The following is a 14,882-nucleotide window of genomic DNA, read 5'->3' as shown; positions in this document are numbered from 1 at the left end:
AGGGAGGGAGACAGCGACTCGGTAAGGGGCGGGTTGCCCACAACAAAGGAAACTAACCCACGAACGCCTCAAATGCAACCTGAAGCCCTTTCACGCGTCGGAATGGCTGTGATTTCGCACCCTTCGGGTGAAAATTCCCTTTCAGTCTGTGTGACACGGAACTGAATTTTCTCGAAACTGGAAAAATCGGATATTCCCGTTTCCCCGACACGCACCCCGCGGCATTCCGGGAGCGGCTTCTGCGCACCCCGGAAGACGGCCGACAAGGACACGATACCATGAGCGCTTCGACTATTCCCGATATTCTTGATCTTCTCTCGCATTTTTCCGGCGGCCGGCTCCGCGATGCCGCGGCTTTGGGTCGTTTTCTTGAAGAGGCGGAACCCTCGGAGAAGGCGGCGGAGATCGGTGAATTGGCCTTTCACGGCAGATATCTGACGCGGCTCCTCGACACGATGAAAAAACAGACGGCCCAAAGTGAACATTTTCCCGGACTCGAGGCCGAATTCACGCGGGCTGTGAACCATTACCAGGAATTGATCCGCGTATTTGCAGCCGGCTGTTCGGACGGCTTTTTTCAGTTCTGCGAGCAGCATTATTTCGCCGTCAGTGAAGCGGCGTTACAACATTTGCTCGCGCTCGCCTACGATTTCGCATGGCTGAAGGAATGGGAAGTCACTATGGCGACGGACGGGGAAGAGACGGCCGCCTGATGCAGCTCGAACAGCGCGTGGAAGAAGAACTGGCGTCCCTGTGCGGATCACGCACGGGCGGTTCTTTCCTTGTGGCGTGCAGCGGCGGACTCGATTCCACCGTCCTTGCCTGCATTGCCGCGCGCCGACTCGGAGCCCGCGTTGCTCTGGCATACGTGGATCACGGCCTGCGTCCCGACACGGCCGACGACATTGCGCATGTGCGCGCGCTTGCAGCGCGTCTCGGCGCGGGCATTGAACTGCTCGCCGTCGACCTCTCCGTTCCGCGGCACGGGAGATCGCTGCAGGACCTCGCGCGCGAACACCGCTATGCCGCGCTTGAAGAGGCGCGCGTCCGCGGCGGCTTCGATTGGATACTGACCGCGCATCACGCCGACGATCAGGCCGAGACTCTGCTGCTGCACTTTTTTTCCGGCGCCGGCGTGGAGGGACTGCGCGGCGTGCGCGCGCGTGCGGGACACATCATAAGGCCCATGCTCAGCGTGCGGAAGTCGGACCTGCAGGCGTTCGCCGTCCGCGAAGGCCTGCAGTGGCGGCACGATACAAGCAACGACAGCGATGCGTACCGCCGCAATGCGCTCCGCCATCACGTGCTGCCCGCCATTGCCGCGCACGTGCAGTCCGACATCGTTTCGGTGCTGACACGCACCGCCTCGGTCTTTGCCTCGCTCGAACAGTATCTCGCGCCCCTCATCGACGAGGCGGCCGGGCGCTGTCTGCGACCGCTCGACGACGGTGTACATGTCGACACCGGGCAGCTCGGTGACGAAGCCGCCTTCTTGCGCGCGGGTGTGCTGCGCGCGGCGGTGGCGCGTGTACGCGGAAATGCGGGCGCCTTTGCCGACGTGCGCCGCCTCGAGGAGCTTGTGTCGGGTCCTGCAGGCGCACAGGCGCCGTTGCGGGGCGGTTGTATCGCCTACCGCGAACACGATGGTGTCACGATTCTGCGCGGATTTCAGACGGCGGAACCGGACACGGTAGAGGCACTTCTGGGCGAGGAAATCGATCTGGGCCGGGCCCGGTTCTCCTCGCGGCTCGTCGAGCGCGATGCGGTGCGTTTTACGGATGACCCTTCTGTCGAGTATATTGATGCGGAGCGAAGCGGCACCAACTGGGTCCTTCGCCCCTGGAGGGCGGGGGACGTGTTCCGACCGCTCGGGAGTCCCGGCCGCAAGAAGGTCGGCGACTTCCTCACCGATCACGCCGTCCCGCGACGCATGCGCGGAGCGGTGATGGTGTTGGACCATGCGGGCGAGATCATCTGGCTCTGCGGAATCCGGCTCGACGACAGATTCAAAATCAGCGGCACAACACGGAGCATCGCCGCGCTCCGATTCGAGACACAGGCACAGCACGAATGAATTCACCACACGACACCATCCCCTCGGTCGCCATCAACGGCGACAGGTTTATTCCCTACATCACGCGCGACAGCATCGCCGCGCGGATCGACGAGCTGGCCGAGGCGCTGAACCGCGACTTCGACGGCAAACGTCCGATCTTCATCTGTGTGCTCAACGGCGCGTTTATGTTTTTTGCGGACCTCGTCCGCCGTATCACGATCGACTGCGAGGTCGATTTCCTGCGGCTGTCGAGTTACGGCGACAGGAAGATCAGCTCGGGCGACGTGCGGCTGCTCAAGGATCTGTCCTGCGAGGCCGACGGGCGGCACATCGTGCTTGTGGAAGACATCGTCGACACGGGCGTCTCGCTCGATTTCATGAAGACCCTGATCGGCGCCAAACAGCCCGCATCGCTCAGCATTGTCACGCTTCTGCACAAACCCGAGAGCACCAGCATTCCCCACACGCTCGACTACGTCGGTTTTGTCGTGCCGCCGCGTTTTGTCATCGGCTACGGACTCGACTACGCGCAGCGCGCACGCAATCTTCCCGAAGTGTACATACTCGACGACGCGTCCGGCACCGGATCCGCCGAAGAGAAGGAGACAGAATGATCACGCCGACACACAGACTCCCACGCTCCTGGAACGCTGGCGGCGACGACAACAGGCCGCCCGCTCCCACGCCGCCGCGCAAGGCGCCGCAGAACCGCAAGCCGGGCGACGACAATACATGGCTGCGCTCGGCGCGCGCCGTGCTCATCGCGGGCGGCATGCTGCTGCTGGCCTTCATCATCTTCTCGCAGCTCTTCAACACCGCGAACGAAAATCCGGAGATATCCTATTCCGATTTTCAGAAAATATTGACCGGCGAACGCAAGACTCCCGACGGGCAGGAACTGCGCATCATCCGCGCGAAGGTGGAAAAGGCGAATCTGAACGACTTCACCCTGACCGCCAGTCTGAACACACGCGCACGCCTTGTGGGTGTGAACGGCAAGACCGTCGAGAGCACCGGATTTGTCGTGAAGCTCGGGACGCTCGACGCCGAGATGCGGAAGTCGTGGCTCGAGCGCGGCATCGAGGTGACCTTCGACGAGAAGGATTCGATCTGGACCAACACCTTCTTCACGCTGTTGCCCTGGCTGCTGTTTATCGGCGCGTGGATATTCCTGATGCGGCGCATGCAGGGCGGGGGCGCCGCGGGCGGGACCAAGGGCCTGTTCTCGTTCGGCAAGAGCCGCGCGCGCATGGCCACCGATTCGACCATACGCGTCACCTTCTCCGACGTGGCCGGCGCCGACGAGGCGAAAGTCGAACTGCAGGAGATCATCGAATTTCTCCGTGAGCCCGCGCGCTTCCAGCGGCTCGGCGGCAAAATACCGCGCGGCGTGCTGCTGCTCGGGCCTCCGGGAACGGGCAAGACGCTGCTTGCGCGCGCCGTTGCGGGCGAGGCGGGCGTGCCCTTCTTCTCGATCTCCGGCGCGGAGTTCGTGGAGATGTTTGTGGGTGTCGGCGCCAGCCGCGTGCGCGACCTCTTTGAAACCGCAAAAAAGAATTCACCCTGCATCGTCTTCATCGACGAGATCGACGCCGTCGGACGCCAGCGCGGCGCGGGTCTCGGAGGCGGACACGACGAACGCGAGCAGACGTTGAACCAGCTCCTCGTCGAGATGGACGGATTCGAGCAGGGCAGCACCGTGATCATCATCGCCGCCACCAACCGTCCCGACGTGCTCGATCCCGCGCTGCTGCGTCCCGGTCGTTTCGACAGGCAGGTTGTGGTGGACCGTCCCGACGTCAAGGGCCGCGAGGGCATACTCAAGGTTCACACCCGCAGCATACCGCTCGATCCCGACGTGTCGCTCGAGACTCTCGCAAAAGGCACGCCCGGACTTGCCGGCGCCGAACTCGCGAATCTTGTGAACGAAGCGGCGCTGCTCGCCGCGCGACGCAACAAGAAGACCGTCGCGATGATGGATTTCGAGGAGGCGAAGGACAAGGTGATGATGGGCATGGAACGCAAGAGCCTGATCATTTCCGAACAGGAAAAACGGCTCACGGCCTATCACGAGGCGGGCCATGTGCTAGTCGCAAAAATGCTCCCCGAAGCCGATCCGGTGCACAAGGTCACGATCATCCCGCGCGGCCGCGCGCTCGGTGTCACGACCTACCTTCCGATCGACGAGAAACACACCTACTCGAAGGAGTACCTCGAGGCGATGATCACGTACGCCATGGGCGGGCGCGCCGCCGAGATGCTCGTGTTCGGCCAATTGACGACCGGCGCCGGCAACGACATCGAGCGCGCGTCGTCGCTCGCGCGCAAGATGGTGTGCGAGTGGGGCATGAGTGAACTCGGACCGCTGACCTTCGGGGCGAAGGAGGAGGAGATATTCCTCGGCCGCGAAATCGTGCAGCACCGCGACTACAGCGAGGAGACCGCCGTGGCCATCGATTCGGCCGTGCGCGCGATTGTCCTTCAGTGCATGAAACGCGCCGAGGACGTGCTCTCCGAGAACCGCGCGGTGCTCGACCGCATCGCGCTTGCGCTGCTCGAACGCGAGATTCTCGACAGCGAGGAGATCGACAAGCTGATGCGCGGCGAGGAACTGCCTCCCGCGCAGCGCAACGGCGGCGGCCTGCAGCAGAAGGTCTCCGAAATCGACGCGTTGCGCATGGATCAGGAGCGTTCCGACAGGATACGGCGCGCGGTCGAGGAGCTGAAGCGGCAGGAGAATCCCGAAAGCGAAGCGCAGGCCGACGCGGACGAAAGGACATGAACGACAACACGGCATACACACCGGCCCCGACCCGCGCCGAGAGCGTGAGCTTCAAGTGGGAACTGCTCCGCAAGGGCATACACCTGTGTTCGCTCTCGATACCCGTGCTGTACTACTACGTGTCGCGCGACCTGATGATCACGCTGCTGATCCCGCTCGGCGCGGCGTTTCTGCTCGGCGATTTGCTCCGTCTGTTCCACAAGCCGTCCTTCGCACTGTACACGCGTATTTTCGGACGCATGCTGCGCACGCATGAAAAGACCGAGGCGAAGAAGACCTTCAACGGCGCGACATGGGTGCTGATTTCGGCCCTGTTCTGCGTCCTGGTCTTTCCCAAACTGATCGTGATCACGGCCTTTGCGATACTCATCATCTCCGACACGATGGCCGCTCTCATCGGGAGACGCTACGGCACACGTTCGTACCGCGGCAAGACCCTCGAGGGCAGCACGGCCTTCGTCGCCTCGGCGACGCTGGTGATTCTCTTCACGCCGAAAGTCGCGCAGCTTCCCGCCGAATACATCATCGGGATTGTGTCGGCGGTGATAGGCGCCGCGGCTGAGGTTTTTTCGTTCGATGTGATCGACGACAATTTTGCCATTCCAGCGGCTATCGGATTTTCGCTCTGGCTGATGTACATCGTGTTTCTGCCCGAGCTCAACGTGCACATTCTCGACATGTAGGTCGGCGCGTCATGTGTCCGCGACGTGAGTGACATGAAGCCCGGCATCGATACGGCCGTGGCTGCGCCGGCTCCCGCGTTCGGCGGCATGCTTCCGCTCGCGGGCAAGCTCCTGCTCGCGGCCGTGTTTTTGTGGATCGTCTCGCTGTATGTCGACGCCGGTGGTGTTGCGGCCGCGGTGTCGCGCGCCGCGGGCATGCCGCTGTTGGCGGCGGGTCTGCTGCTTGCGCCGAACCTCGTGCTGCAATACGCCAAATGGCGGCTGCTGCTGCGCCGCGTCATGCCCGCGTCGACGCGCAGCGACGCCGCCGCGTCGCTGTTTTCGGGCTTTGCCCTCGGTCTCGTCACACCCGCGCGTGTGGGTGAATTCGGCGGCCGCGCGTATGCCGTCGCGCATGCGGATGCCGGCACGCTGGTGGCGCTGACGGCGGTCGACAAACTGGCCTCGCTCCTGGTGACCGTTACGGGCGGTGTGCTGGCCTGCTGCCTGCTGCTCGCGCGCAGCGAGCCCGCGGCCGCCGCGCTGCTCGCCGCGGCCGCGCTTGCAGCTCTTGCGCCCGCCGTGTTTCTCGCGCGGCGACGCGCCGCCGCGTTCGACACCGCGGCCCGTTTGTTGACGCGGCTGCCCGGGATCCGCCGCAGAGTGCTCGCGGCGCGCGCCGCGCTCGCGGGACTCGACCGCGGCGTGCTGCTGCGCCTGCTCGCGCTCAGCGCGGCTTTTTACGGCGTGTTTGTCGCGCAGTTCGCGCTGCTCGTGGGCGCCTTCGGCGCGCCGGCGGGCGCACCCGACCTGCTCGCCGCCGCCGCCGTGGTCATGCTGCTGAAAAGCGTCGTGCCGCCCGTCTCCTTCGGCGAACTCGGCATCCGCGAAGGCGCCACAGCGCTCGTCTACGCCGGCATCGGTGTGCCCGCGCAGCTTGCCGTGCCCGCCTCCATGCTGCTCTTTGTGCTCAATGTGCTGCTGCCCGCCGCCGCGGGCGGCATCGTGCTTGCGCTGGCCTCGCTGCGCCGCGCCTCCGCCGCGTGATTCCCTTCGCCCTCCTCGTTGTCTATCTCGCGCTGCTCAGCGCGTACGCGCTGTTCCTGCATCGCGTCGGGCAGGGCCTCGAGGCGCTGTCGTCGGAGGAATCCGCGCCCGGACCGGAGATCGCTCCGCTGCCGACACTCACGGTGGTCGTTCCCATGCGCAACGAGGAAGGCCACGTCGCCGCGTGCATCAGGTCGCTGCGCGGTCAGGAATATCCGGATAATACACTCCGCTTTATCATTGTTGACGACCAATCGACCGACGGCACCGCCGCGGCCGTCGAGCATGAAATACGCGGAGACGCGCGATTTACGCTTCTGCGTATCGGAGCGGAGGCGCCGGGAGGCAAGAAGTCCGCCATCGCCGCCGCCATCGATTGCTGCGCAAGCGAGACGATTCTCACGACGGACGCCGATTGCACACACGGGCCGCGCTGGGCGGCGTGTATGGCGCGCGAACTTGCGCGCGGCCGCGATATCGTGGCCGGACCCGTCGTGTATGAACGCGCGGGCGGACTCTTTGCCCGCCTGCAGGCGCTCGAATTTCTTGGACTCGTCGGTGTCGGCGCGGGGCTGTTCGGTGTCGGATACCCGCGCCTGTGCAACGGCGCGAATCTTGCGTACCGCCGCACCGCCTTTTACGACGCGGGCGGATTCACCGGCAACGAACACATCGCCAGCGGCGACGACGAATTTCTTATGCACAGCATCGTGTACCGGCGCGGCGGCGAGGCGGGCTTTGCAGCCGCGCCGGACGCCGTCGTGTCGTGTTGCCCCGCCGCGACTGTCGGCGCCTTCATCTCGCAGCGTGTGCGCTGGGCCTCGAAGGGACCGCATTACAACGACGGACGTTTTGTCGCCTTTCTCGTGATCCTTTTCTGTTTCTTCCTGTGCGCAGCCGCCTCGCCGTTGCTGCTGTTCCTCTCGCCCTGGGCCGCCGTCCTCGCAGGCGTGATCTACATGATCAAGGCCGGACTCGACGCGTCCGTGCTGTTCGCGGCCGCGCGGTTGTTCCGGCAGCCGGTGCGGGGCATCGATCTCATCATTGCGGAGCTTCTCCACCCGTTCTATCTTGTCGGCGTATCGATTGCAGGAGCAGCCGGAGTCTTCACGTGGAAGGACAGGAAACAGACATAGATCCCTCGGGCCGATCGCGCCTGTGGTATGCGTCCAGCGGCGAGTTGCGCGCCGTCTGGAAACTCGGCGCGTTTACGTCCACTGCCATCGCGGCCGTTGTGGTCATCGGCGTCGCGCTGATGCTGATCGAGTACGAATTTCCCGGACTCTCGCTATTGACCCCGTTCTGGACGGGCTCCGTTGCGATGACACTCGCCACGATCGTCGCCACGATATTCTGCATGCGGGCCATCGACCGCGTCCCCGTGCTCGATATCGGTCTGCATCCCAGGCCATTCCCGCTTCGACAGTTCGGCATCGGCCTCGCGCTGTCGGCGGCGATGATCGGCCTGTACATCACGGTCATGCTGGCCGCCGGATGGGCCGAGCTGCGGCTCGCCGCGGTCACGTTCGATCACGCGGCCTCGATACTCGCGGAAGGAGCGCTGCTGTTTGTGTACGTCGGTTTCAGCGAGGAGCTGCTGATGCGGGGCTATCCATTCCGCACGATGGTACACGCCTCGAATCCGACGACCGCGTTGTTCGTCACGTCGGTCTTTTTTGCCGCCATTCACTGGGACAATCCCGGCCTGGACGTGCAGGCGCTGGGGAACATCTTTCTCGCGGGAATCTGGCTCGGGCGCGCGCTGCTTGTGAGCGGTTCGCTCTGGCTGCCGATCGGATTACACACCGGCTGGAATTTTACGATGGGCACCGTTCTGGGGCTGCCTGTCAGCGGGATACTTGGGCCGGGCGTTCTGCGCGGAACGACATCGGGTCCGGCATGGTTCACCGGCGGCGCGTTCGGTCCCGAGGGAGGTCTGCTGGCGACGGTCATTCTTGTGGTCGGGACCGGCGTCTTCTCGCTACCGCGTGTACGCCGCTGGATCGCGCCCGCGCTGCTGGCGCTGGGCCTTGCGGCGGCGGCACCTTCCGCGCAGGCGCAATGGATCGAGGATCCCGCGATCGACGCGTCGATACAGGAAGGTATACGCGCGACCTACAACATCGAATTCGAGGCGGCCGACCGCGCATTTGCCGCGGTGGAGCGCGCGCGACCGGATCATCCCGCGGGACCGTTTTTCAAGGCGATGGTGGAGTGGTGGCGCATTCTGATCGACTTCGACGACGAATCGCGCGACGAGGGCTTTTACCGTAAGCTCGAACGTGTCATCGACATGTGTGACAAACGCCTCGACGCAAACGAGAACGATCTCGCCGGACTCTTCTTCAAGGGCGGTTCCATCGGTTTCCGCGGGCGGCTGCTCGCCATGCGCAAGAGCTGGATCAAGGCGGCGGCCGACGGGCGCGAGGCGCTGCCGATCGTGCAGGACGCGGCGCGCATCGCGCCGAAAAACGCCGACATCAATCTCGGCGTGGGCATCTACAACTACTACGCCGACGTCCTCCCCGACAAGTATCCACTGCTCAAGCCCGTGATGCTGTTCCTGCCTTCGGGTGACCGCGACAAAGGAATCCGGCAATTGCGCTACGCGGCGCAGAAGGCGCGCTACGCGCAGTGGGAGGCCGTGTATTTTCTTGCGCAGGTCTATTCGTCCTACGAAAACAAACCCTCGTCGGCGTTGCCCTTCGCGCGGCTGCTTGCCGACGAGTTCCCCGCGAATCCGATCTTTCAGCGGACGCTCGGCCGCATACACGTAAAACTCGGCGACTGGCAGCGCGCGTCCGCAGTCTTCGGAAAAGTGCTCGACCGCTGTATGAAACATCAGGCCGGTTACGGCCAGGCCGCCGAAAGGGAAGCGGTCTACTATCTCGGGTACGACGCCATGCTGCGTCGCGAATACGCGGCGGCGCTGAAATTTTTCGCGCGCTGTGACGAGGTGGCCCGCGCCTTGGAAAAGGACGAACCCTCGGGATTCCGCATCCTCGCCGCGCTGCGCGCAGGCATGACGCTCGATCTGCTGCGCCGCCGCGCCGACGCGCAGCGCGAGTACAACCGCGTGCTCGCGTGGCCGGAACATGCCGGCTCACACGACCTCGCGCGGCAGTACAAGACCACTCCCTACTCGATGTAGCGTATATCGGCGTTTTTACATCCGAAACGGCGATGTCGAAAAATTTCGTCCGTCCCGGGAACCTCCCGGCATGCCCGATATGTTTTAAGTTTGAAGCATATTTCAAGGAACGGACATGACATTCAATAAAAAGCAGAAAACGACCCTCATCGCGACGCTCCTCGTCCTCACTGCGGCCGTGGCAGTGTGGGCCGCCGGAGGATTCAGTCTTTTCACGCGGCAGCAGGTGCCTGTGCAGGTGTACGATGAACTGCTCGGCACCTCGTACACCGAGTGGAAGGACGCCATGATCGTGGGTCTCGACATCGTCGGCCCGGTCGCGCTCGCGGCTGTTACGGCAGGCCTGCTGTTGATCCGCTTCTTTCGCATAAAACTTTCTCACTAATACCATCAATCATCAACACGATTTGGAGAACACCATGAAACAGATCCTCGCCGCTCTTCTGCTCGTCACCGCCCTTGTGGCGCCCGCCGCAGCGCAGCGCCTCAGCACCGACCGCACGGGCACGCTCACATTCAACATCAAGGACGACCGCGGCCGCAACCAGGCCAGCTTCCTTTCGGAGTCGCTGGTGGAAGACATCGCGGGCACCGCGGCGGGCCTCGGCGGCACGGTGAGTTTCGATCCGTCGGATGTCGCCAAGACGATCAGCGCCACCGTCACCGTCGACGTAGCCTCGATGAAGACCGGCATCGACATGCGCGACGAGCATCTCCGCAGCGAGGGCTGGCTGAACGCGAAGCAGTTCCCGACCATCGAATTCAAGCTTCTGAAACTCAAGGGCGCCAAGGTGAAGAACGGCACCGAGATCAACGGCACCGCCGTCGGCACCTTCACGATGCACGGCGTCACGAAAAACATGGAAATGCCCGTGACCCTCATCTACATGAAGGAGTCGGAGAAAACGAAGGCGCGCGCCGCGGGCGACCTGCTTGTTGTGCGTGCTAAGGGCACCGTCTCGCTCAGCGACTTCGGCGTGAAGAATCAGCTTGTCGGACAGAAGGTGGCCGAGAATATCAGCTTCCAGTTCAACGCAGTGGCAAACAGCGGCGTCAAATAATCCGCACCATCGAATCGTCCAAATTTGCCGCCTGCCGGCGTGTGAAAAAGGATTCCGATAGAGGAATCCTTTTTTTTATCACCCTTGGAATTGAGCGGCGTTCCCGATAGATTTTCGGACATCGATTTTCGGTTTTTATCAGCATGTGACGCGTCCAGACGATGCGCCGCAGTTTCATACGCCGGGTGTATGACGGGACCGGCTGAAAACAAATGGCACATGTGATCGCAGTCAAAACCTTCTTGTATACACGTGCGCGGGCAACCGGCCTGCTGCGCCGTGTTATGTATTTCACCGCCGGCGTCGCCTTACTGACGCTTCTATGTGCTGGCGGTGCGATGGCACAGGAGCGACAGCCGCCCGACTCGAGCGGCACCTCGGAGGAAGGGGCCGGATCGGTGCGCGTGAGCGGGGGCGCCACACTCACCGGCGATGTGTACATGTTCGAGTCCGATCCGGATGGCGCGAATCGTCCGAGACGCCCGGCCAATCTCTGGCGGCTCATTCTGACACCAACTGTCACCGTGGGCGACTGGCTCACGCTGCCCTTCAACATCATGCTTTCGAGCCGTGAAACAGGGGTGACGACACCCGCCTCGTCGTCGTCGTCCTTTGCGTCGTTCCTGCAGAATCCGGGCAACACCATAGGCATGCTCCGCATATCCCCGCGCCTGTCGTGGGCGTCGTTTCACATCGGGACTCATGTGCCGATGTATTCCGAACTGTCGTCGGGTGACGGCCAGGTGTTCGGCGCCGGATTCGACCTTCGTCCGGGCAAGGTGCGCTTCTCTGCCTCGGCAGGCACCATTCAGCGCTCGATCGAGCCCGATTCGGCCGCGAATATCCGCGGAGCGTATGCGCGCTGGATCTATCTCGCGAAGCTCGGATACGGGAGCGAGGACGGGAGCCACGTCGATCTGAACTTCGTGCGCGCGAAGGACGACGCGCGTTCGGTGGCGCGACCCGTTGCCGGCGTCGATCCTCAGGAGGGCGCGCTCATCACCGCGAATACACGCGTGAAGCTCAGCGAGATCATGTATCTGACCGGCGAGGCCGGCACGTCGATTTTTACGCACGACATGAACGCGACCGATCTTGCAAATGCCGACAAGGCGCTGAACGGTATCATCCGGCAGCGGATATCGAGCAGGCAGGACTACGCCGGAATGCTCGCCTTTACCATCACCAAGCCCGATTGGGGTGTCCGCGCACTCGCGCGCTATATCGGCGCGGGGTATGTGGCGCTGGGATATCCGTTTCTCCAGCCCGACCGCCTCGAGTTCGCACTCTCGCCGCGTGTACAGCTTTTCGAGAACCGCCTCAACGTGAACGCGACCGTGGGCAACCGCACAAACAATCTTGCGGACACAAAATCAGAAACCTCGAATCAGTTCATCGGGTCATTCAACGCTCTCGGCATCGTCAACGACGACGTCTCGGTGTCTCTGAGCTACTCGAACTTCGGCGTGCGCAACAACACGTCGAGCGACACGCTCCGCATCGAAAGCGTGGCGCAGTCGCTCAACCTCACGCCCACCTACACGATTCCGACCGACGCGGTGATACATACAGTGTCGGCTTCGTACGCGCGCGACATCTTCGACGACTACAACGTGGTGTCGGGCGCGGCGAACAGCAACGTGACACAATCGCTCATGGCCCTCTACAGCGCCTCTTTCATCCGGCTTCCTCTCGCGCTCAACGCCTCGGTGAACCGGCTCACCAACGACCTGCCGTCGGGACCGCTCACGCTGCTCAGCGCCACTCTCGGCGCTTCGTACCGTTTCCTCGCCGGACGTCTCGCGCCGTCGTTCGCCCTCACGTGGTCACAAAGCCGCGTCGACGTGCCCGGCGACGAACGCGGCAATGACGCGCAGATCTATGTGCGCCTCTCCCTGCGCTGGCAGGTGGCCAAGGCGCTGACCTGGAACGTGGCAGTGTCAAACAATGCCTACGAATACGCACCATCTCGCACGCGTCCTGGAAGCACCTTCAACGAACTCTTTGTCCAGACGTCGCTCGCCACAACATTCTGACCGTCCGCCGCGCCGCGGCGCGCGGACATACTCCGACAACCATGTCCGATAATCCGACACCCATGTCCCATTACGCCACGCGCCGCGGCGCGTGTGTCGCGCCCGCGACACTGCCGCGTGTGTTTTCAGGAGTCCGCGCATGATCCGTATAAAACCCTTCCTCGCCCTCGTGTTCCTGCTTGCCGCGCCGCTGTGCGCCGCGGCGCAGGGGATCACCCTGTCGCTCAACGTCTCCGCGCGCCCCAATCCGTATCTCTCGGAATGGGAGGCGCGCCGCGAAACGGCCATGCTCACTGTGACCAATCTCACGGGCGCACCCGTCCAGGCCCGCATCTCGGCGCGTGTTTTTGTCGACGGTGTGCTCAAGGCCGAGACCGAAACGGGCAAAATGCCGCTGCTCTCCATTGGCACGGGTGTCAGTCTTTTCCTCGCCGATGAAATTGTGCCGGGCGGGGCCGTGAAATTCTACGGCAATGTCGACGAGGTGGCGCAGCGCACGGGCATGCTGCCCGCGGGTGCCTATGAGTTCTGTGTCACATTGCTCAATGCGCAGGATGAACAGATCAGCGGACCCGTCTGCCGCCTCTTTACCGTGACCAGTTACCAGCTTCCGACACTGCTGCAGCCCGGCGTGGCCGCGGCCGACGCAGGCGCCGCTCCGATCCCCCTCCTCCCCGGACAGCGGCCGGTGTTCCGCTGGACGCCCATCATCCCGACGCCGCCGGGAGGCGCGGTGTATCGCGTGCTGCTCTTCGAAATTCTGCCCGGACAAAAACCGATGCAGGCCTTCCGCGCCAATCAGCCGATCATGGATGTGGAGGTGCGCTCGATGACACAGCTCGTGTGGCCCGCCGATGTCCCGCTGCCGGATCAGCCGGGAGAACTTCTATGGTCCGTGCAGACACTCGATCTCGCCGGGAGGCCCCTCGGCGATGGTCACGGATTTTCGGAGCCGTTTCTTGTTACGTTCCGCGCTTCGTCGTCGACAAAATGATGTGGTTCAACGTGACCGTATTCCGGCTGGAACACGTCGCACGTTAAACCTCCGCCCGGCGTCAGAGTCCTAGACACAGACGGCAGGGCGGGACGAGCTTCCACGTCCGCGTGTGCCGGACTTCCAACCCAACGTCACAGGAGTATTGTCATGATACATCGGCTTGTTTGTGTTCTCGGCGCGGTGCTGCTCTGCACCGCCACACTCTCAGCGCAGAAGGATCCCGAAGCCGTCGCTGTCGACGACGATGTTGCCGCAGGACTCGACCTCACGGCCGTCAGCGAGGTCTTCCGTGATTCCAAGGATCTGGAGGATTTTGAGAAACGGCTCAACGACCCGGATGCGGGCGTCAACAACCTCGATCTCGACCGGAACGGCGATGTGGATTTCCTGCGCGTTGTGGAGCAGGGAAGCGACGACACACGCCTGGTGATTTTGCAGGCCGTACTCGGCGAGAATGAATTTCAGGATGTTGCCACGATCGAGGTCGAGAAAACCGACACCGACCAGTACAACATGCAGGTACGCGGAAACGAGGAACTATACGGACCGAATTACTACATCGTGCCCGCCGTACACGTGCATCTCTTCCCGGTCGTGACATGGATGTATCGTCCCCTGTGGCGGCCCTATGTGTCGGTGTGGCGCGTGGGTGTGTACCCGCGCTGGTGGCGGCCCTGGCGTCCCGTGGGTGTGACCGTGTACCGCACACGCACCGTGCATCTGACCACACGCGCGTCGTTCACCGTGAGCCGCACGAGTCGCGTCACCACAGTGCACAAGGTGCACTACACGCCGCACCGTTCCACCATGGTGCGCTCGCGCACGACGGTCACGAAGTCGCCGGGCGGAAAGGTGACGGTGAGGAAATCCACCACCACGCGGCGTCGCCGGTGACGGCATCAGCCATACGAGCGCCGGGCAGTGCAGCAGCCGCCGCACGCCTGAGGCGCATAGTCGAGTGCAACACGGCCTCGCACGGTGTTTCCACCGGCCGCGAGGCCGCGTTGTAATTTCGCACGCGGTTTTTTTGTACACTTTATTTTCGGGCATACATCCCGCCCATTCCTTGCCTCCGTAACGGAGAGAAAGA

Annotated in this window: 13 protein-coding genes; all 13 read left to right on the top strand. The window is 63.2% G+C overall.

Features of this window, described 5'->3' with window-relative positions; translation table 11 throughout:
* The first annotated feature begins 278 nt into the window (after positions 1-278).
* The 13 genes from HY962_09930 (at position 279) to HY962_09870 (ending at position 14,686) form a co-directional block, all read left to right on the top strand.
* Positions 279-713, top strand: coding sequence for a hypothetical protein (locus tag HY962_09930; protein ID MBI5647237.1), 435 nt, complete (start codon positions 279-281; stop codon positions 711-713).
* Complete coding sequence (tilS, locus tag HY962_09925) at positions 656-2,074, top strand: tRNA lysidine(34) synthetase TilS (GenBank protein ID MBI5647236.1); 1,419 nt, start codon at positions 656-658, stop codon at positions 2,072-2,074. The genes HY962_09930 and tilS overlap by 58 nt, the downstream gene beginning before the upstream one ends.
* Positions 2,071-2,670, top strand: coding sequence for a hypoxanthine phosphoribosyltransferase (gene hpt / locus HY962_09920; GenBank protein ID MBI5647235.1), 600 nt, complete (start codon positions 2,071-2,073; stop codon positions 2,668-2,670). The genes tilS and hpt overlap by 4 nt, the downstream gene beginning before the upstream one ends.
* Positions 2,667-4,838 carry an ATP-dependent metallopeptidase FtsH/Yme1/Tma family protein gene (locus tag HY962_09915; GenBank protein ID MBI5647234.1) on the top strand — a complete coding sequence of 724 codons (2,172 nt, stop codon included), beginning with the start codon at positions 2,667-2,669 and terminating at the stop codon, positions 4,836-4,838. Before hpt ends, HY962_09915 begins: the two co-directional genes overlap by 4 nt.
* Positions 4,835-5,521 (top strand): dolichol kinase, encoded by a 687-nt coding sequence (locus HY962_09910; GenBank protein ID MBI5647233.1) that lies wholly within the window; start codon positions 4,835-4,837, stop codon positions 5,519-5,521. The genes HY962_09915 and HY962_09910 overlap by 4 nt, the downstream gene beginning before the upstream one ends.
* A gap of 33 nt (positions 5,522-5,554) precedes the next feature.
* Complete coding sequence (locus HY962_09905; protein ID MBI5647232.1) at positions 5,555-6,547, top strand: flippase-like domain-containing protein; 993 nt, start codon at positions 5,555-5,557, stop codon at positions 6,545-6,547.
* The gene (locus HY962_09900) at positions 6,544-7,683 is read left to right on the top strand and encodes a glycosyltransferase (protein ID MBI5647231.1); all 1,140 of its coding nucleotides are present in this window, start codon (positions 6,544-6,546) and stop codon (positions 7,681-7,683) included. Before HY962_09905 ends, HY962_09900 begins: the two co-directional genes overlap by 4 nt.
* The gene (locus HY962_09895) at positions 7,659-9,698 is read left to right on the top strand and encodes a CPBP family intramembrane metalloprotease (GenBank protein MBI5647230.1); all 2,040 of its coding nucleotides are present in this window, start codon (positions 7,659-7,661) and stop codon (positions 9,696-9,698) included. Before HY962_09900 ends, HY962_09895 begins: the two co-directional genes overlap by 25 nt.
* Before the next feature lie 115 nt (positions 9,699-9,813).
* Positions 9,814-10,083 carry a hypothetical protein gene (locus HY962_09890; protein ID MBI5647229.1) on the top strand — a complete coding sequence of 90 codons (270 nt, stop codon included), beginning with the start codon at positions 9,814-9,816 and terminating at the stop codon, positions 10,081-10,083.
* A gap of 34 nt (positions 10,084-10,117) precedes the next feature.
* A complete protein-coding gene (locus HY962_09885) occupies positions 10,118-10,759 on the top strand; it encodes a YceI family protein (GenBank protein ID MBI5647228.1) in 642 nt (213 codons plus the stop codon).
* Between the two features lie 212 nt (positions 10,760-10,971).
* Positions 10,972-12,795: a hypothetical protein gene (locus HY962_09880; GenBank protein ID MBI5647227.1), complete on the top strand. Its 1,824-nt coding sequence runs from the start codon at positions 10,972-10,974 to the stop codon at positions 12,793-12,795.
* A gap of 139 nt (positions 12,796-12,934) precedes the next feature.
* A complete protein-coding gene (locus HY962_09875; GenBank protein ID MBI5647226.1) occupies positions 12,935-13,789 on the top strand; it encodes a hypothetical protein in 855 nt (284 codons plus the stop codon).
* A gap of 150 nt (positions 13,790-13,939) precedes the next feature.
* Positions 13,940-14,686 carry a hypothetical protein gene (locus HY962_09870; GenBank protein MBI5647225.1) on the top strand — a complete coding sequence of 249 codons (747 nt, stop codon included), beginning with the start codon at positions 13,940-13,942 and terminating at the stop codon, positions 14,684-14,686.
* Positions 14,687-14,882: the final 196 nt, after the last annotated feature.

The sequence above is a fragment of the Ignavibacteriota bacterium genome (genome assembly GCA_016218045.1).
In the GTDB taxonomy this organism is placed as follows: domain Bacteria; phylum Bacteroidota; class Ignavibacteria; order SZUA-365; family SZUA-365; genus JACRFB01.
The sequence above is the reverse complement of the archived record's forward strand: the minus strand, read 5'-3'. Positions and strand labels throughout refer to the sequence as shown.